Source organism: Dolichospermum sp. UHCC 0259 (assembly GCF_009711935.1).
GTDB lineage: Bacteria > Cyanobacteriota > Cyanobacteriia > Cyanobacteriales > Nostocaceae > Dolichospermum.
This window is the reverse complement of sequence record NZ_VIKX01000078.1, coordinates 1-17,472: the sequence shown is the minus strand read 5'-3', so window position 1 is coordinate 17,472 and position 17,472 is coordinate 1. Positions and strand designations below refer to the sequence as shown.

At 38.2% G+C, this 17,472-nt stretch carries 15 protein-coding genes; 8 read left to right on the top strand and 7 right to left on the bottom strand.

Annotated elements, in window-relative coordinates:
* Window positions 1–107 precede the first annotated feature (107 nt).
* Window positions 108–980 carry a DUF5895 domain-containing protein gene (locus FJR05_RS06210; RefSeq protein ID WP_168643316.1) on the top strand — a complete coding sequence of 291 codons (873 nt, stop codon included), beginning with the start codon at window positions 108–110 and terminating at the stop codon, window positions 978–980.
* A gap of 106 nt (window positions 981–1,086) precedes the next feature.
* On the opposite strand, the gene FJR05_RS06205 is transcribed toward FJR05_RS06210, so the two are convergent.
* The 5 genes from FJR05_RS06205 to FJR05_RS06185 form a co-directional block, all read right to left on the bottom strand.
* A complete protein-coding gene (locus tag FJR05_RS06205; RefSeq protein ID WP_168643315.1) occupies window positions 1,087–2,310 on the bottom strand; it encodes a murein transglycosylase A in 1,224 nt (407 codons plus the stop codon).
* A gap of 2 nt (window positions 2,311–2,312) precedes the next feature.
* Window positions 2,313–2,561 carry a hypothetical protein gene (locus FJR05_RS06200; RefSeq protein ID WP_168643314.1) on the bottom strand — a complete coding sequence of 83 codons (249 nt, stop codon included), beginning with the start codon at window positions 2,559–2,561 and terminating at the stop codon, window positions 2,313–2,315.
* Window positions 2,562–2,797: 236 nt separating this feature from the next.
* Window positions 2,798–3,565 carry a hypothetical protein gene (locus FJR05_RS06195; RefSeq protein ID WP_168643313.1) on the bottom strand — a complete coding sequence of 256 codons (768 nt, stop codon included), beginning with the start codon at window positions 3,563–3,565 and terminating at the stop codon, window positions 2,798–2,800.
* A gap of 573 nt (window positions 3,566–4,138) precedes the next feature.
* Complete coding sequence (locus FJR05_RS06190) at window positions 4,139–6,862, bottom strand: GAF domain-containing protein (RefSeq protein WP_168643312.1); 2,724 nt, start codon at window positions 6,860–6,862, stop codon at window positions 4,139–4,141.
* A gap of 218 nt (window positions 6,863–7,080) precedes the next feature.
* Window positions 7,081–7,533: an NADAR family protein gene (locus FJR05_RS06185; protein ID WP_168643311.1), complete on the bottom strand. Its 453-nt coding sequence runs from the start codon at window positions 7,531–7,533 to the stop codon at window positions 7,081–7,083.
* A gap of 222 nt (window positions 7,534–7,755) precedes the next feature.
* On the opposite strand from FJR05_RS06185, the gene FJR05_RS06180 reads away from it, so the two are divergent.
* The 4 genes from FJR05_RS06180 (at window position 7,756) to FJR05_RS06165 (ending at window position 12,141) form a co-directional block, all read left to right on the top strand.
* A complete protein-coding gene (locus FJR05_RS06180; RefSeq protein WP_168643310.1) occupies window positions 7,756–8,382 on the top strand; it encodes a DUF4129 domain-containing protein in 627 nt (208 codons plus the stop codon).
* A gap of 99 nt (window positions 8,383–8,481) precedes the next feature.
* Complete coding sequence (locus FJR05_RS06175; protein ID WP_168643309.1) at window positions 8,482–9,561, top strand: DUF4350 domain-containing protein; 1,080 nt, start codon at window positions 8,482–8,484, stop codon at window positions 9,559–9,561.
* A gap of 152 nt (window positions 9,562–9,713) precedes the next feature.
* Window positions 9,714–10,667 (top strand): MoxR family ATPase, encoded by a 954-nt coding sequence (locus FJR05_RS06170; protein ID WP_168643308.1) that lies wholly within the window; start codon window positions 9,714–9,716, stop codon window positions 10,665–10,667.
* Between the two features lie 154 nt (window positions 10,668–10,821).
* A complete protein-coding gene (locus FJR05_RS06165) occupies window positions 10,822–12,141 on the top strand; it encodes a DUF58 domain-containing protein (protein ID WP_168643307.1) in 1,320 nt (439 codons plus the stop codon).
* Window positions 12,142–12,241: 100 nt separating this feature from the next.
* Here FJR05_RS06165 and FJR05_RS06160 read toward each other — a convergent pair whose 3' ends face one another.
* Complete coding sequence (locus tag FJR05_RS06160) at window positions 12,242–13,198, bottom strand: stage II sporulation protein M (RefSeq protein WP_168643306.1); 957 nt, start codon at window positions 13,196–13,198, stop codon at window positions 12,242–12,244.
* A 79-nt stretch (window positions 13,199–13,277) separates the two neighbouring features.
* Here FJR05_RS06160 and FJR05_RS06155 point away from each other — a divergent pair, with 79 nt between their 5' ends.
* Together FJR05_RS06155 and FJR05_RS06150 are read left to right on the top strand one after the other, a co-directional pair.
* On the top strand, window positions 13,278–14,129 hold the full coding sequence (locus FJR05_RS06155; RefSeq protein WP_168643305.1) for a DUF975 domain-containing protein: 852 nt from the start codon (window positions 13,278–13,280) through the stop codon (window positions 14,127–14,129).
* Between the two features lie 9 nt (window positions 14,130–14,138).
* Entirely contained in the window at window positions 14,139–14,918 is a 780-nt protein-coding gene (locus FJR05_RS06150) for an RDD family protein (RefSeq protein ID WP_168643304.1), read from the top strand.
* A 47-nt stretch (window positions 14,919–14,965) separates the two neighbouring features.
* On the opposite strand, the gene murJ is transcribed toward FJR05_RS06150, so the two are convergent.
* Window positions 14,966–16,579 carry a murein biosynthesis integral membrane protein MurJ gene (gene murJ / locus FJR05_RS06145; protein WP_168643303.1) on the bottom strand — a complete coding sequence of 538 codons (1,614 nt, stop codon included), beginning with the start codon at window positions 16,577–16,579 and terminating at the stop codon, window positions 14,966–14,968.
* 419 nt (window positions 16,580–16,998) lie between these two features.
* On the opposite strand from murJ, the gene FJR05_RS06140 reads away from it, so the two are divergent.
* Window positions 16,999–17,334 (top strand): hypothetical protein, encoded by a 336-nt coding sequence (locus tag FJR05_RS06140; protein WP_168643302.1) that lies wholly within the window; start codon window positions 16,999–17,001, stop codon window positions 17,332–17,334.
* Window positions 17,335–17,472: the final 138 nt, after the last annotated feature.

Below are 17,472 nucleotides of genomic sequence, written 5' to 3'. Positions count from 1 at the left end.
AATTGTTACAATCTAATTCAGAAAGTGTCTAATATCGGAGATAGATGGTACAAGATATGGTACAAACGATAGACTTATTAAATTAAACACACTGATATTCTAAAATCATGAAAGCATCTGCTAAGTTCGACTTTGAAGACGAAAAATTTAACGCCCCACCGTCCCAAGTGATTCCCTGGGGTTTAATGATCAATCCTCGCTATGGTACAGATGGTTTACAAAGCTATGGTTTAGCGATTAGCCGCGATAATGCTCAATCTGTGGGATTTCAGCCGGATGATAATTGGCAACAGGTGGAACATGAATTTAGTTCTGGAGAAGTAGAAACAATATTTATTACTACTACTCCTAAATTGGTGATTGTGCGTCGTGGTCCGTTATCGGTGCAAGATCGGGAAACCAAGGCTAGATTAGGTACATACAAAGATTACAAAGAAGAGTTTTTAGCTGATAAACTTAAATTTAAAATTTATACTCGCCATTTGATTTTTTTAGTTGGTGAGGATAAAAAGTTTTTGCATCAATCACCTCTGCAATTAACTCTGAGTGGTTCACCCGGCGCTAGTTTTGGGAAAAATTACGCTGAATATCAACAAGGGCGAATTACTGGCGGTTTTGCTGGGGAATTGGAAAAAGCTTATGCTGGTTTTCAAAAGAAACCACTAACTCCTAAAGGGCCTTTGTTCCATGCTCATGGGATATTTTGTCCTATCATTGAACCGGAGGAAAGAGGTATAGAACCAAATATTGCTTTGGTGGCTTCAACTGTGGATTATAAACATCCCACAATTTCAACTTTAACCGATTATATGATTGCCTCAGATTCTCCTGAGTCGGAAATTATTTGTAAGGCTTTTGAAGAATACAAAGAATTTGGTAAGGAAGTGATTAAACCAGAAGCTTCTAAGGTAGAAACATCTGGTGTTACCAATTCTTATGTATATGCGGACGACGATGAATTTGGTTATCCACCGTATTAAAGCAGGGGGGCAGGGAGGCAGAGGGGCAGAGGGAATTTTCTTCTTTTCTCTCTTCTTCCTTCTTTCTTTATCCTGACTCCTGACTCCTGACTCCTGACTCCTTCTTCTATTCTTTTAGAAATAAATAGAATAGTGAACCATTGCCGCCGGTAATACCAGCGCGATCGCCTGCTAATTGACCAGAACCCATGAAATAATCAACTCTTCCCGGTCCTTTAATCGCACTACCTGTATCCTGATCTAAAACAAACCGGTTAACTAGACGAGATTCCAGTTTGCCACGACTAGTAGGATAGGGAAAGGAATTGATAATCAATGCCAGTGCGCCCGGTGGCATCAGAGACTTATCTGTAGCAATGGAACGTTCCGCAGTGACAGGAACAAGAATACTACCTGTTGCTGGCGTACCGTTAGTTTCTGCAAAGAAAACAAATCTTTCCCAACGTGGTAAATAATTACTTAACTCCTTGGGATTTTGGCGGAAATAAGCAATTAACTTAGGCATGGTTAAACCACTCAGAGGCAGTTTCCCATCCTTTGCTAGTTCTCTACCAATAGAAGTCCAAGCATAATCAGTTCCTCCAGCAAAACCAACGGATGTTCTGCGTCCATTAGTTAATCTAATTTGGGCAGAACCTTGGATATGAACCATGTATGCGTCTAGACGATTACGAAACCAGAGAAGTTCTAAACCTCGCAACCTGCTTTTATCCCCCAGCAACCCATTCTTGCCTTCCAAATCAACCCGTTTAGGATGAGGTTTTGGCCATTTCTGGAAATCCGGTGGCAGACGATAAAGAGGATACTTGTATACAGAAGTCCTAACTCGGCTGGCAGTATAGACAGGCTCATAATAAGCAGTAAACTTAACAGTCCCCTTACCATCGTTGCCTACAGACTGGTAAAAGACAAACTCCCGTCGCACAGCAGCTTGTAGTTCAGCCGCTGACCGAGAACTCACAACCAGTTGCCGAAAGCGTACCAAACTCCGTCGTACCCGACTGAGAGTAATTTCCTTAATGGGGTAATTTTGATAGGCTGTAACAGCTTTACTGGTTGCCAAATAGCGCAAACTGTTATCTATGGAGGTCAGCAATGCTTGTTTATCCCGCCGTTTACCCCAAAGTTGTTCATCTAAACCTAAGCAATTTTGGGGGGTGCAAACAGTTTCTAAATCAATCGGTTGGAGGGCTGGTACTACAGGTGGTATTTCCGGGGTAACTGGTATCGTGACTGGCTGTGAATTAGGAGCTTGAGCTATAACTGCGGAAAGTGGATTTATAAAAGCAATTCCCAGGCTTAAGGCAAGCAAAGTAAGGTTTTTTCTCATGTTTATCTTTCAATACTAGAATTAAAAACTGGTTCTACCCGAATTCCTGCAATCTTTGACGGACGCACCACTAGATATTCGCCTTGAATATTCTTAATCGGTACGTTAATAAACTCATTTGAATCATGCTTTGGAGTTAACACGCCGCTATACCATTTTTGAAATTCTGGAAAAGTAGAAAAACGCACTTCTTCACGATGTCCATTGTCTAACAGCAAAAAGACAGCATATTCGTTAGGAGTTCTAGGCATAAATTTACACTACTAAAAATACATCTTCTCTATTGTTAACCACGTCGCACCATTATGAAAAGAATTATCTAGAAGTCACCGAGTCAGGAGTCAGGAGTCAGAATTTAGGAGGTAGGGGCGCAGGGCCTGCGCCCAGTTAGGAGTCACTGAGTCAGGATTAAAACTGGATTGCTGTCTGGCTTTGAATTTAGATTCTGTACCTCATTAATCTGCAATTTGCTGTATCTAGGACTTATCTAAAATAATTTGAATTTAGCCAACTGGTTTTCAATCATTCCTGTCAGCATTTCCTTGAGTTCTGCACCGGTTTCAAATTGCAAAACCTGCTGGGTGGGTAAATCAAAAGGAAATTTCCCTGCCAAGTCTGGACGTTGCATTTGTACCAGTAAGATTTGTTCAGTTCGTTTACTGTGGATAGCATACCCCATTTCCACACAGACATTAGGACTGGGAATTAATTGATTTGTTTCCTGACTGTCAATGCTAGTAATGGCAGTGGTATCCGCAATAAATAATAAACTCTTACGGATTTTTCTCATGTGGGTGCGACTTAAACGCAAACAAGCATTCTTCGGACGAGGTGATTCTACTAAGGTTAGGGGAAAATGCGATTTTTCATTTATAGTTTTTAAAGTGGTCAGCAGTTCTTCTCTGAGGAGATCATTAGCTGTCCCATATTCGGTTTGATAACAGAAATATATTGTCGGATCTAATTGGGCTAATACAGCCTGTTTAGTAAAATAAATTTCATGACTAATCAAGTCAATGTTAGCTACAGAATATCCACCGCTGCCTTCAATATAAAACTCAATATTTTCTCCTTCTAAATATTGCCTAAACCAAGTTGATGTTTTTACTGCGTCGCTATCCTCTAAAAAGTCTGCTCGCAATCCTGATTTTAATAAGCTTTTTTTACTCAGCCGAATATCTGGAGGACGTTTCTCCAGTTCTGTAATCGGTTCGTAATCCGGTAGATACCACGCTCTGAGCGCAATAATTGACATAAGGCGCTATTTTCAATGTCTCTTTCTATTTAATTCTAGTACAAAATTACAAACAACAACACCCAAACATCTACTAGCCTGTTGATCTCCTCTTCTTGTTGATCCTAGCCAGGGATGCACTACCTTCCACCAACTTGACAAACAAGTGATGAAAACCAGTCACAGCGCCCTCTGATCTTCAGTTATTTGAGGAAATATCAGCTTTCGCGTTGGGTGTTGTTGCTTGTTGACGAGACAGATGTAAATTAAACAGCGCTTTTACCTCTTATCTAACTTGTGATTTTTCTCTTCTTTCTCTCTAGCTGTTGTATCTGCCAGGGAAGCTATACCTGCTTCAACTATTAGAATAACAGCTTTAAATTCCATAGGATATTTTTGCAATTAAACTTTACTAATTCCCAAAGATATATTTGATAAAAACCTATATTCTTAATGATTAAAAACAACTTTCGGAAAATAATTTTATTTCTATTCAACTGAGTACGTACTCACTATTTTTTAAGTTTTGAAACAAATGGAGAAAATATGGAGGAAATAAAGCTTTAATTAGAAATTCACTGAATTTAACTCAGTCTATCTGTCAACTATACTCAATTTCAGGGGAATCTCAATCCAAAATTCTGTTCCTTTCCCTAGTTCTGAGATACATTCCATTAATCCACCGTGTTTTTCAACTACTATCTGATAGCTAATTGCTAGTCCGAGTCCCGTACCTTTGCCTACTGGTTTGGTTGTAAAAAATGGTTCAAAAATCCGCTGTTTAACTTCTTCACTGATTCCTGGTCCATTATCAGCAATACTAACTAGTATATGAGTATTATTTGTAGAAACTCGGCTAGAAATGCGAATGGTGGGGGGGTGGTCAATATTTTCTTTTGACTCATGGGTGAGGACATCAATGGCATTATTGATCACGTTCATAAATACTTGATTCATTTGTCCCGCATAGCATTCTATTTTTGGTAATTGGCCATAGTCTTTGATGATCTCAATTCCCGAAAAACTGCTATGTGGTCTGAGACGATGTTGAAGAATTAGTAAGGTGTTATCAATACCTTCATGTAAGTCAACGCTTTTGTTTTCTGCTTCATCAAGGCGGGAAAAATTACGTAATGATAGAACTATGGAGCGAATCCGATTTGTTCCTACTTGCATAGATGACATGATTTTTGGTAAGTCTTCTACTACAAAATCAAAGTCTATGGATTCTAAAATCTCCTGGATTTTACCTTCCGGTTGGGGGTATTGGGATTGATAAAGTCGGAGAATTTCTAGAAGTTGTTCTGTGTAGTCACTAGCATGACTTAAGTTACCGTAGATAAAGTTAACAGGATTGTTGATTTCATGGGCTATACCTGCTACTAGTTGTCCTAGACCCGACATTTTTTCACTATGAATTAATTTTGTCTGGGTTTCTTGAAGTTGATGCAGGGTTTGTTCTAGTTGTGCTGCTTTGGCAGTTGATTGGGCTTCGGATACACAGCTTTGTTCGTAGAGTTGTGCTTGCTGAATTGCTACGGCGGCTTGGTCTGCTAACTGTTGTAGGAGTTCGATTTCTGTTTCTTGCCAGGTTCTTGGTGCTGCACACTGGTGGGCAATGAGTAATCCCCACAATTGGGTATCAATGTTGATAGGAACGATGAGGTCAGCTTGGATTTGTAGACTTTGGAGAAATTCTCGATGACAATCAGTTAAGGAGTCTGTGGATACATTGTTAATGCTCCTGATTCTACCTTGTAAGTAAAGATGGACGGATTCTTCAGGAAAGCATCCTGCTGGTTGTTGCGTTCCCAGGACTGATGGCCAATTACTGTTAATATCTTCGACGATTACATTACCTTCAAATTGACTGAGAAATTTATAAATTACTACTCGGTCAGAATTAAGAAGAGAACGCACTTCTCTAACGATGGTTTGCAAGGTGATGTTCAAGTCCAGTGTGCCACGCATTTGATCTGTGACTTGTTTAAGTGCTTTGGTCAGAGATAATGATTGTTCTAGTTTAGCGGTTTTGTCTTTGACTCTTTGTTCTAGTTGGTTATTGAGGATATGTAGTTGTTGGTATGTTTGCTGTTGTTGAATGGCCATTGAGAAGTTATGGCATAAGCCTGTTGCTAGGGAAATATCTTCTGGTTTCCATTCTGGGGCTTGTCCTTTTTTGGTTTCTTTCCATAATTCAAAGGAAAGCTGAGGTAGTAGTTGGGATTGGTTTGGTTCACGCTGTCCGGCCCAAAGAATTTCTGTGTCAAATTCTGGACGAAAAATGCTGAATGTCCCCAGGAAGGTTTCCCGATAATGAAGGGGTATGATCATGATGCCCCGAATTGATGAGGATTTAAAGGCTGGGACTAATACTCGCAGAGATGGTTCTTGATAAAGGTCAGAAATTGCGTGAATTTGTCCTAGTTTGAATTTTGCTATCCATTGCTGCCAAACGGGATGACATTCGATGATATTATTTGCTGATTCTCTGGTGATTTGGGGTTGTTGACCCCATGTATGTAGTTCTTGGGTTGATTCGATATAAAGTCTGCCGCCGATGCCGTTAAAAGCAGCTATGGTTTCTTCCACTGCTGTTTGTATCTGCATGGTGGGGAGTTGATGTAGGAGGGTGCTAATCCGGTTGATTATGGTTTCTCGCCTTTGCTGGGCAAGGCTTTCGCGCAGGATGTTACTTTGGGAGATGGCGATCGCTACTTGGTCCGCTATTTGTTGGACTATTTTTATTTCTCGTCCTAAAATCGTTCTCGGCTGACTGTGATGTGATACTAATAATCCCCATAATTGTGGATGTGATACTGCTTCTATGAGGTCATAGTTTAAAATTGGCACTATGAAGGAAGACTCTACACCCATTGCCTGTAGATACTGGATGTGACATGGATCAACTTGGCGATAGTAAATATTTTCAGACAGTAAGTTCTCGCCAGTTTCTAGGGATATAAGTGGTGACAGTCCGATTTGTCCGCGACTAACATCAATAATTGAACGCTGTTGTGCTAGTAAAAACATTTCCCTGGATTCTAGGGGAATATCACTAGACGGGAAGTGAAGACCCATTAAGGATGGTAGCCTTTGTTCGTGTATAGATTCGGCAATGACTTCACCGCTATGATCAGGATCAAATTTGTATATTTTTACCCGATCTGTATTTAAGAATGCACGAACTTCATTAACAGTTGTTGTTAATATTTCTTGAAGATCGAGCGATCGCCTAATTTGTTTTATCATCCGGTGCAGCAAACTTTCTTCTTCTAAGTTCTGCTGCAATCGGTTTGGTTGATCGGGAAATATCATTGCTTTATCTTCACCTAAACACAAATATAAATTTTTATTAAATACTCTCTAATAAAAGTTTATAGCTTACAAATTGTTAATCTTAAGGGTTTTTAATAAAACGTTATACTAATTTTATACTAATCAAGTTGATCATTTTTTATTTAAGTTCATTAATTATCATCAAAACTCTTCTTCGTTTCGCTTATTTCCATCTGTTTTTATGTCAAAAATACCTATCAAGCAAATGAATTACGTATTTCTGTTCGCACACTCATGAGTATTTTGCCTAAATGATTATCTCCTGTCTTATTTGCACCACATCCCCAGAAATAATCTGTAGGTGAATTTTCGATGAGTATTTCATCACCTGTCATTAATAATATTTCTTGAATCTCAGGATGAGTTATAAATTTCTTGAATACTGCCCTTCGCATTACTTGAGTTTTAACTACTTCCCAATCTAGACGGAGACGACGAGTTTGACAACGCCCCAAAGCAGCAGCTTGTTCAGGAGTAGCAGCAGTGTGGATTAAAGGTATAATCGGGGCATCTGGACTACCAACAAACTTTTGTCCTTGATAATAATGTTCAACAGTTGGCCAATAAGTACCTTCGATATCAATACCGTGAGGAGAAAAATTGGAAAAACACCCGTATGGCTGGGAAACTTTGTAAAAGTAAATAGTCATGCTGTTGGAGGAGTCAGGAGTCAGGAGTCAGGAGTCAGGAGTCAGGAGTCAGGAGTCAGGAAAAAGAAGGAAGAGGGAAGGGAGAAGGGAGAAGGAAAGAAAAGGATTGCTGTAAGGCTTTTGAATTAATTTTTGTACTTCATTCAAGTACATACCGCTATAACATTGGCAAAATCAGTAATGGTAATGATAAATAAATAATAGGTTGAGTCCTGCTGTTTTATGACTACAGATGCTTTTGAACAAACAAATTGGGTGTGGAAGTTTTCCTTATTCCAACAACAGGTAGGGGAATGGGTAGAATACCAATTTTCCAGATTTCAAAACACCTTACCAGATTTGCCTCCTGGCTGGTCAATCAGTCCTTGGTTAAATGAATTACTAACAATCCTATTTTGGTCAGGATTAGGTTTATTCTTGGTATGGGTAGGTTGGCGCTTATGGCAAGAATTTAATCCTTATATCTATACTTGGCTAAATGCGGTGAATAATGCTAGGGGTTCTAGAAGCAAGACTAATTCCAGAGAAACATCCATTACCCTGTTATTAAGCCAAGCTCAGGAATTTCAACGGCAGTACAATTATAGGGAAGCCTGTCGCTGTGTTTATTTAGCAATGTTACAACGATTACATGAACAAGCGATCGCTCACCAACAACCCAGCCGCACAGACGGAGAATATTTACAATTACTCACATCCTCCGTTACCCTCCTCCAGCCATATCAAACATTAATAACCACCCATGAACAACTGTGCTTTAGTGAGCAGGACATTCTAGCAGAAAATTATCAACAGTGTTGGCAAGCTTATCAGAAAATTCAGGAATCACTAGTCGGTAATCGGGAGTAAAAGTCTTGCTTATAGAACATAATTTATCTGCTACTTATACAGAATTCATTCTAACTCCTGACTCCTGTTCAATAATTTCCATATTAATTCAGATAAATTATGAAACGCAATCAGCGCGTTGCTTGGTTAGGTGCGATAGTCTTAGCCGTGATTATTTTACTGACCACTATAGCAGCCCCCAATACCAAACTAACTAGTGGTTCTACTTATAATCGCGCCCCTGATGGCTATGGTGCGTGGTATGCCTTTATGCAAGATCAAAATATCAGTATTCAACGTTGGCAAAAACCATTTACTGATTTACCAACCACAAAAAACCCTATCACCTTATTACAAGTTAATAGCGCCCTTCAAGAAATAGAAATATATTCAGAACAAGAAGAATGGGTAAAAAAAGGAAACAACCTAGTAATCTTAGGAATTAAAAAACCAGTAACAGCAGCAGCATTTAGTACACAGCAGCAATCAACCTTCGGAAACATAAAGATTGATACCCGTCGCCGATATAGTATCTCAAAAGGCGAACAAGTCATATTAGGAGACGAATTTGCAGCCATAATTTGGCAGAAAAAACTCGGTAAAGGCAAAGTAATTTTAGCAACAACACCATATTTAGCTGCTAATGCCTATCAAGACAATGATAGTAATTTTAAATTATTAGCAGATTTAGTCACTAAAAATAGTCAAGAAGTATTTGTAGACGAATATATACATGGCTATAAAGACAAAGATATTCAGAAAAAAGTAGGAGAAGATAGTATATTCAATTACTTTGCTAAAACTCCCCTATTACCAGCCTTTATCCAGCTAATTATCCTAATATTGGCATTAATTTGGGCAGAAAATCGCCGCTTTGGTAAACCAGTAAAATTAGAAGCACCCACCATAAATAATAGTTATGCTTACATTCAAGCTTTGGCGGGAGTTCTTCACAAAGCAGAATCTACCGATTTTGTCGTAGAAATGCTGGGGAAGGAAGAACAAATACAACTGCAAAAAGCTTTGGGTTTGAGTCAAATTCCTTTAGAAAATCAGGTTTTACTAAAAATCTGGGAAGAACAAACAGGGAATAATACAGAAAAACTCCATGCAGTATTAAAACTACCATTGCAAAAACGCCGAATAAGTGAACGAGAACTGATAAGCTGGTTAAGTATATGGCGTAATTTACGAAAATAATTAAACGCAGATGAACGCAAATAAACGCAGATAAATACGGATGATGATGATTCTGTACAGCCTCACATAAAGTTGGTATCAGTCTTTTGATAAACATGACATTTCTCGAAATCTCTTTCTATGCTTTTTTTGTGTGTGAGTGATTGATAAATATGAGTGAAACTAATAATTCGGTTTTAATAAACCTGGGAAAAGCAATTAATCAAATAGTTGTTGGACAACCTGCTTTGATTAAACAAACATTAATTGCCTTATTAGCAGGTGGACATATTATTTTAGAAGGAGTTCCTGGAACAGGAAAAACATTGTTAGTTAAAGTATTGGCACAATTAATTCAATCTGATTTTCGTCGTATTCAACTAACTCCAGATGTTCTTCCGTCAGATATTACAGGTACAAATATTTTTGACTTAAATACCCGCGATTTCACCTTAAAAAAAGGTCCCGTTTTTACAGAAATACTTTTAGCCGATGAAATTAACCGCACTCCTCCAAAAACCCAAGCTGCACTCTTGGAAGCAATGGAAGAAATGCAAGTTACTCTCGACGGTGAAAGTTTACCATTGCCTGATTTATTTTGGGTAATTGCCACCCAAAACCCCTTAGAATTTGAAGGAACTTATCCTTTACCAGAAGCACAATTAGATCGGTTTTTGTTTAAGTTAATCGTAGATTATCCAGAACAAGCAGCCGAAAAACAAATGTTATTAAATCGTCAATCTGGATTTACTGCGAAACGTGCAGATATTGCTAACTTAAAACCTATCACTACAGTAATTGATATTTTGCAAGCTAGACAAGCTGTCAAACAAGTTCAAGTATCAGAAACGATAGTTGATTATTTATTAGAAATTGTCCGAAAATCCCGCCAATATCCTGATTTAGCTTTAGGTGCATCTCCTCGTGCTGCGGGTGCTTGGTTACAAACTTCTCAAGCCGCAGCTTGGTTATCAGGTAGGAACTTTGTCACCCCAGATGATGTAAAATCAGTGGCTTCACCCTTATTGCGTCACCGCTTATTATTGAAACCAGAAGCAATGCTAGATGGTTTACAAATTGACGCGGTAGTTGCAGCAGTAATCAATCAAGTTCCAGTTCCTAGATAATAGAATATAGCAGGAGTCAGGAGTCAGGAGTCAGGAGTAAAAACCTGTTGTGGACGGAGTTTCAGGAATACCTACGGTACGTTGACACGAACAATTTATGTCCTAACCACCTTGACTGTTACTATACCCGTCTTCTTTGCGCGAAACAAAAACTATGATACCATCGAAAAAAGTTTATTTTTTATTAATTGCGGGAATATTTATGTCCCCAATTTTATCTATGATTTTGGGAATTTATCAAACCATAATCATAACTTTTTTATTTGATATTACCGTTTTTACCTTTATGGTAATTGATGGTTGGGGAATGAAAGCAAACCGCGTAGAAATTACCCGCGAATTACCATCACGTTTATCTATTGGTAGAGATAATCCAGTCATATTAAAAGTCCAATCTGGGAAAATTGATGCAGTTATTAAAATTCGTGATTATTATCCCCAAGAATTTGCTGTTTCTACAACCACAGTTACAGCTAATATTAATGCTAATCAAAGCCAAGAATTAACTTACACAGTTTACCCAAATCAAAGAGGAGAGTTTTCTTGGGGAAATATGCAAGTACGACAGTTGGGAATGTGGGGGTTAGTGTGGCATGATTGGCAAATTCCCCAGAGTACACAGGTAAAAGTATATCCTGATTTGGTGGGATTGCGATCGCTCACCATTCGTCTGACATTACAATCATCAGGTTCTATCCGCAAAACTCGACAAATGGGAATAGGGACAGAATTTGCCGAACTGCGAAGCTATCGTAGCGGTGACGATTTACGCTTCATTGATTGGAAAGCCACCGCTAGACGTAGTTATGGTAACACCGGTCCCCTCGTCAGAGTTTTAGAACCAGAACAAGAACAAACATTATTGATATTATTAGATCGTGGCAGATTAATGACAGCACAAGTCCAAGGTTTGCAACGATTTGACTGGGGTTTAAATACCACATTATCCCTAGCATTGGCAGGATTGCACAGAGGCGATCGCGTTGGCGTTGGTATATTTGACAACAAAATACATACATGGATACCCCCAGAACGCGGACAAAATCATCTCAACCAACTCATTGATAAACTCACCCCCATTCAACCAGAATTAATCGAATCTGATTATTTAGGTGCAGTTACCCACGTCGTCAAACAACAAACCCGCAGGGCTTTAGTAGTCATCATTACGGACTTAGTTGATATCACCGCTTCCTCTGAACTCCTCGTAGCCCTTACCAGACTCGCACCCCGTTATTTACCCTTTTGTGTCACCCTGCGAGATCCTCAAGTTGACAATTTAGCACATACCTTTACCGAAGATGCCACACAATCTTATATTCGCGCAGTTTCCCTAGACTTATTAGCACAAAGACAACTAGCATTTGCCCAACTAAAACAAAAAGGAGTATTAGTTCTCGACGCACCAGCAAATCAAATTTCCGAACAATTAGTTGATAGATATTTACAACTCAAAGCCAGAAATCAACTTTGAAATAGGGCAGGAATTAATAAAGGTAGGGGCGCAGGGCCTGCGCCCAGGATTCATTGATAAAACACTACAATTTCTTCCTTTGCGCCTTTGCGTGAGACCTTTATATTGTCTTCTTCCGACCACAATACCTCACCAAAACCACAAACAAACCCATCCCCACCAAATACTTAATTGGATCTGGAATAATCGGATTTGGTGACAAAAAACCCTCAATTAAACCAGCAACAATCAACATCGGCACAATCCCGAAAACCAATTGTACCGCCAAAGAACCATAAAACTTCAACGCATCCCAACGGCGATATTTACCAGGAAATAAAATTGCCCTTGCCAGCAACAAACCTGAACCACCAGCAAAAAATATCGCAGGTAATTCCAAAGCACCATGAGGAAATACAAACGCCCAAAATGGATAAGCCAGATTATTTTGACCGACTAAAGCACCAATAGCACCAATTAACAACCCATTGAATACTAATATATAAGTTGTATATAAACCCGCCGTAATTCCCCCAGCCACAGCCCCAAAAGACACAGAAATATTATTCATCATAATATTACTAGAAGCTAACGGTTCAATCCCCACAATTGAACCCATCCATAATTCACCCTTATCTCGCACCAAAGAAATCAATCTTTCCGGTACTATCAACGACATAAAGCTAGGATCTTGCCAAGCATACCACCAAGCAATTAAACCACCTAAAATAAACATAGCGGTGGCTGTAACAATGTATAGGAAGGTTTGCTGCACCACTTCAGGAAAACCCCACAAGTAAAACTCCTTCGCTGCTTGCCATTCCTGTCGCCGCGAACCCTGATAAATTTGTGTATAGGCGCGAGTCGTCAAAGATTGTAAACTTTGAATTAATGTTTTACCTACTTGCTGGGTTCGCGCCCTAGCTAAATCCGCAGCCACAGAACGATATAAACTCGCTAATTCCCTAATTTCTTGAGAACCCAGAGACTTTAACCGTTTTTGTTCTACCTTCTTCAATAAAGCATCTAAACGCCGCCAATTAGTCTCTCGTCTTCCTATCCAACGTTGAATATTCATAAAATTTCTAAATACTTAGTACAGATTAGCTTAAGATAACTTCAGAGTAAGCGCCGTATTTTAGGAAAAAATTAACACCATGTCTGGAAATTTTAATTCTCCTCACCCTATTCAACCGTTGAGTGTAGGTAGTGTTGTCAGTGCAGGAATGCGATTGTACCGTTCTCATCTAAAAGAATATTTTTTTATAGCCTTTAAAGCTTATGCTTGGTTACTAGTTCCTATTTACGGTTGGGTAAAATTTTATGCCCTTTCAGCCCTGATTTCTCGGTTGGCTTTTGGCGAATTAGTTAACCAACCGGAAAGTGTTTCATCCGGTGAACGATTTGTTAATTCCCGCTTATGGGACTTTTTTATCAATATGATCCTCATGCTTGTCATTAGTCTAGGAATTACATTTGCATCTATGCTTACTGGTGGTTTACTAATAGGTATACCAGCAGCATTACTAGGAGGATTACAAGATGGAAATACAGCTAATGTAGTTATTCTCATCTTAATAGTGCTTGTAGTTATGATAATCATATTCACAGGCATTGTCTGGATAGGAACTAGATTTTACTTAGTAGATGTTCCCCTAGCTATTGAGGATGATGTTAACGGTAGTTCCACGATTAATCGTAGCTGGGAACTGACTAAAGGAAATATCGGCAGAATAGTTTTAATCTCTCTAGTTGGTGCTTTAATAACTATTCCCATTCAATTTATTATACAAATCATCACTAGCATTATTCAGTTGATTTTCACACCTTTACTAAAAGACGGAAATGTTGGTTTCTCAATAATTTTTTCCTTGTTAATTCTTGGACTGACTCTTGCTGGTTTAGCATTAATCGCACCTTTTTGGCAAACAGTCAAAGCCGTTATTTATTATGACCTCAGAAGTCGTCGAGAAGGTTTGGGTTTACAATTACGTGATCACGATATTTAAATATAAAAAATGCACCTTTTTAATCGTATTAAATTTACTACACCCGAAAGTGTAGAAATAGAATTTACCCTCGCTGGAATTGGTAGTCGGGCTTTAGCATTAATGATTGACTACCTAATTTTAGCTTTTATTTTAGCAATAATGGCGTTAATATGGTCGTTTATTTTTCAGCAAGTAACTGATATTGGAGTTGGCATTTTTGGCTCTAATTTTGGACTGTGGTTGATAGCCATATCTCTATTAAGTTTTTTCTTTATTTATACGGGTTATTTTGTCATTTTTGAAACTCTTTGGCAAGGACAAACACCCGGTAAAAGTATTGCTAAAATTCGTGTTGTCCGAGATGATGGTAGACCTGTAGGTTTACAACAAACTACATTACGAGCCTTATTCCGTCCTCTTGATGAATCTTTATTTATTGGTGCTTTTTTAATTACTTTTAGTAATCGAGAAAAGCGTATTGGTGATTTAGCCGCTGGGACAATTGTAATTCAAGCAGAAACAGTTGTGAAATCATCAAATTTAGCCATTTCTGAAGCAGCTAAATCTTTTCATATTCAGTTACAAGAAATGGCAGATTTATCACCTTTATTACCCGATGATTTTGCTATTATTCGAGAATATTTACTCCGACGTAGTGGAATGTCAGAAAAAGCTAGGACAGCACTTTCTTTAAAACTCACCCAACAAGTTCAATCTATTATTAATTTAGAAATTCTCCCAGGAAATATTGCTTCAGATGTATTTTTAGAAGCTGTTTATCTTGCTTATCAAAACCCTGAATTTTAGCGTCTCACCACCACTTCCGAATCACTACCAATGATTTTATAGTTCTTTCACCCGTTATTTTTTTTCAAAAACTTTTGCTGCATCTTCATTACAAACATATTCACTTCGGGAATATTCATTCTGGAGGCAATTATCGCAAATACTCCAATTCCCACAAAGGCAGATATGGATAATTCTATGAGTAAACTAATTAAATCTTGTTTACTTAACACCTGTCGGGAAGCAACCAAAGTTCCATAACTAGCTACACCTGCAATTATACTCCCAACTGTTAAACCCAAAATTGGTACACACCATTCTTGCCAAGGTAAACCATTAAGTTTGCGATTGAGCAAAAATAATAACATCAACATCGAACTACAATTAACTCCAACTGTAGCTAAAACTAATCCAGGCGCACCAAACGGTTTAACTAATATTAAATCTAATACAGCATTAAGAACAATATTAAATATACTAATTTTAAAAGGTGTTTGTCCATCACCTAAAGCATAAAATACTCTCACTAAAACATCACGCCCTAAATAGACAAACATTCCAATTCCATAGGCAATTAATAGGGAAGATACTAACTGAGTTGCTTCTTGTTTAAATGCTCCCCGTTGATAAACCATCTGGACAATTGGCACAGATAGAGATACCATTAATGCCCCTAAAGGTAACATGGTAACGGCAGTCAGTAAAAGTCCTTGCCGAATGCGTAATTTTAGTTCTTGCCAATTATCTGGGTGAGAAAGTTTAGCAAATGTTGGTAATAAAGGCAGTAAAATAATATTAGAAATAATCCCTAATGGAGTTTGAACTAAAAGATTAGCATAGTTAAAAGCTGCGGCTGCACCAGCAATAGGACTCGCAAAATAAAGATCAGTAGCGACATTAATCGGCATCATTCCTGATGATATTGTCGCTGGAGTCATGATTTTAATTACTTCTTGAACACCAGGAGATTTAAAATCAAATCTTAGGCGTAATGTCCCTAGTCCTAACCGCCATTGGACAATTAACTGGACTAACCATTGCAAAATTCCTCCGGCTAAAGTCCCCCAAGCTAATACCATGCCACCGATTAAAGCATATTCGGGATTAATAATTTCTTTACCATATTGCCCTGCTAAAATAGCAATACCGATGATAACGGTAATACTGGATAATAAAGGACTAATAGAGAGTAACCAATATTGATTAGCTGCATTTAAAGTTCCAAATCCAATGCCAATTAAGCCGGCAAATAAAGCCAAGGGTGACATAATTTGGATTTGACGGATAGCGATCGCTCTTGTAGTTACTTCTAATCCATGACCAACAAAATCTACAATATACTCAGCACAGAAAATCTGAGCAAATGTCACCAGTATCAACAACCCACCGACAAGAGTTGTGATGGTTTCTACTATCGGTGCGGCTTCTTCTTTTTTGTGTTTAGCTAAAACACTGACAATGGCACTATGTAAAGGACCATTGACACCACCAAGTAAAATTAACAGAAAACCAGGGATAATATAAGCATAACTATAAGCTGTAGCTGCCGCACCCACACCAAAAGCCGCAGCGATTATTTGCTGCCTAATCAAACCAAACACTTTACTAATTAAAGTTGCTGCGGCAACGATACCAGCAATACCAGCGAAAGAAGGAGCAGGTTTTTGATCTTGTTGTGTCACGAATAATACCTAGAAACCCTTGCAGAGTAAATATTTGAGCATATTTAACCGACAGATTGTAACATCTATCGGGTAATTGCATAAAAAATGGCATCAAAACTGCGCTACGCTATCAGCAAACCCTGAATATACAATATTTGAAAGTTTTGAGACTGAATGTATATTATTAAGATTTGTTAAAAAAGTTCTCATAATGTTATAGTTATAATAAAATTTGATAATTAATTTGCGTTATTTACTGAATACTGTTTTAGACAAAAAAAACCTACAAATACTTACCAGTAGTCATTATAGGCTTTTAATCAGCAAACAGTAAGTCTAATAATTGACCGCAAATAACGTAATCAAATGTAATATTACACCGTAATTTTTAACAATTTCGGTAACGTTCCCAACTATTCAAACCAGGAGCATCTTTTATGGGTTTTATCAAAAATATCATTGCGGGTATTGTGGGTTTTATTACTGGATTGTTTAACAAAAATGGTAATAGCTACTACCTAGAACTAAAGGAAGAAGGTAATGTTACTCAATCTCCAGCAACAGTAGCAGCACAACCTACACCAAAAATTGAACCAAAAGTTACACCAGCAGCAGTAAAAGTTACTAAGCCTGAACCAGTTAAAATATCAGTCCCCGCTGAAGCCAATTTTGCTACCAAATATCTCATTTCTACTAATAGTCCTCGTCGTCGTCCCGGCGTAAATATGAATGTCTTTTTAGATATGGCACGTCAAGTTAAAACTTCCGTATAAGTATCAAAGAGTCAAAGTCCCCCTTATTAAGGGGGATTTAGGGGGATCTAAAGATTATGGATACATGACCAAGACTTTTAAAAGTAACTGTTCACACTCCCCCACTAAAAAGGAATTAGGAAGTAACAGGGATAGGAG

Excerpts from the sequence above, each read along its gene's own strand:
- FJR05_RS06185 (WP_168643311.1), bottom strand. The coding sequence starts at position 7,533 with ATGACTATTTACTTTTACAAAGTTTCCCAGCCATACGGGTGTTTTTCC.
- FJR05_RS06200 (WP_168643314.1), bottom strand. The coding sequence starts at position 2,561 with ATGCCTAGAACTCCTAACGAATATGCTGTCTTTTTGCTGTTAGACAAT.
- FJR05_RS06165 (WP_168643307.1), top strand. The coding sequence starts at position 10,822 with ATGATACCATCGAAAAAAGTTTATTTTTTATTAATTGCGGGAATATTT.
- FJR05_RS06140 (WP_168643302.1), top strand. The coding sequence starts at position 16,999 with ATGGGTTTTATCAAAAATATCATTGCGGGTATTGTGGGTTTTATTACT.
- FJR05_RS06190 (WP_168643312.1), bottom strand. The coding sequence starts at position 6,862 with ATGATATTTCCCGATCAACCAAACCGATTGCAGCAGAACTTAGAAGAA.
- FJR05_RS06170 (WP_168643308.1), top strand. The coding sequence starts at position 9,714 with ATGAGTGAAACTAATAATTCGGTTTTAATAAACCTGGGAAAAGCAATT.
- FJR05_RS06150 (WP_168643304.1), top strand. The coding sequence starts at position 14,139 with ATGCACCTTTTTAATCGTATTAAATTTACTACACCCGAAAGTGTAGAA.
- FJR05_RS06155 (WP_168643305.1), top strand. The coding sequence starts at position 13,278 with ATGTCTGGAAATTTTAATTCTCCTCACCCTATTCAACCGTTGAGTGTA.
- FJR05_RS06195 (WP_168643313.1), bottom strand. The coding sequence starts at position 3,565 with ATGTCAATTATTGCGCTCAGAGCGTGGTATCTACCGGATTACGAACCG.
- FJR05_RS06205 (WP_168643315.1), bottom strand. The coding sequence starts at position 2,310 with ATGAGAAAAAACCTTACTTTGCTTGCCTTAAGCCTGGGAATTGCTTTT.
- FJR05_RS06175 (WP_168643309.1), top strand. The coding sequence starts at position 8,482 with ATGAAACGCAATCAGCGCGTTGCTTGGTTAGGTGCGATAGTCTTAGCC.
- FJR05_RS06180 (WP_168643310.1), top strand. The coding sequence starts at position 7,756 with ATGACTACAGATGCTTTTGAACAAACAAATTGGGTGTGGAAGTTTTCC.
- FJR05_RS06160 (WP_168643306.1), bottom strand. The coding sequence starts at position 13,198 with ATGAATATTCAACGTTGGATAGGAAGACGAGAGACTAATTGGCGGCGT.
- FJR05_RS06210 (WP_168643316.1), top strand. The coding sequence starts at position 108 with ATGAAAGCATCTGCTAAGTTCGACTTTGAAGACGAAAAATTTAACGCC.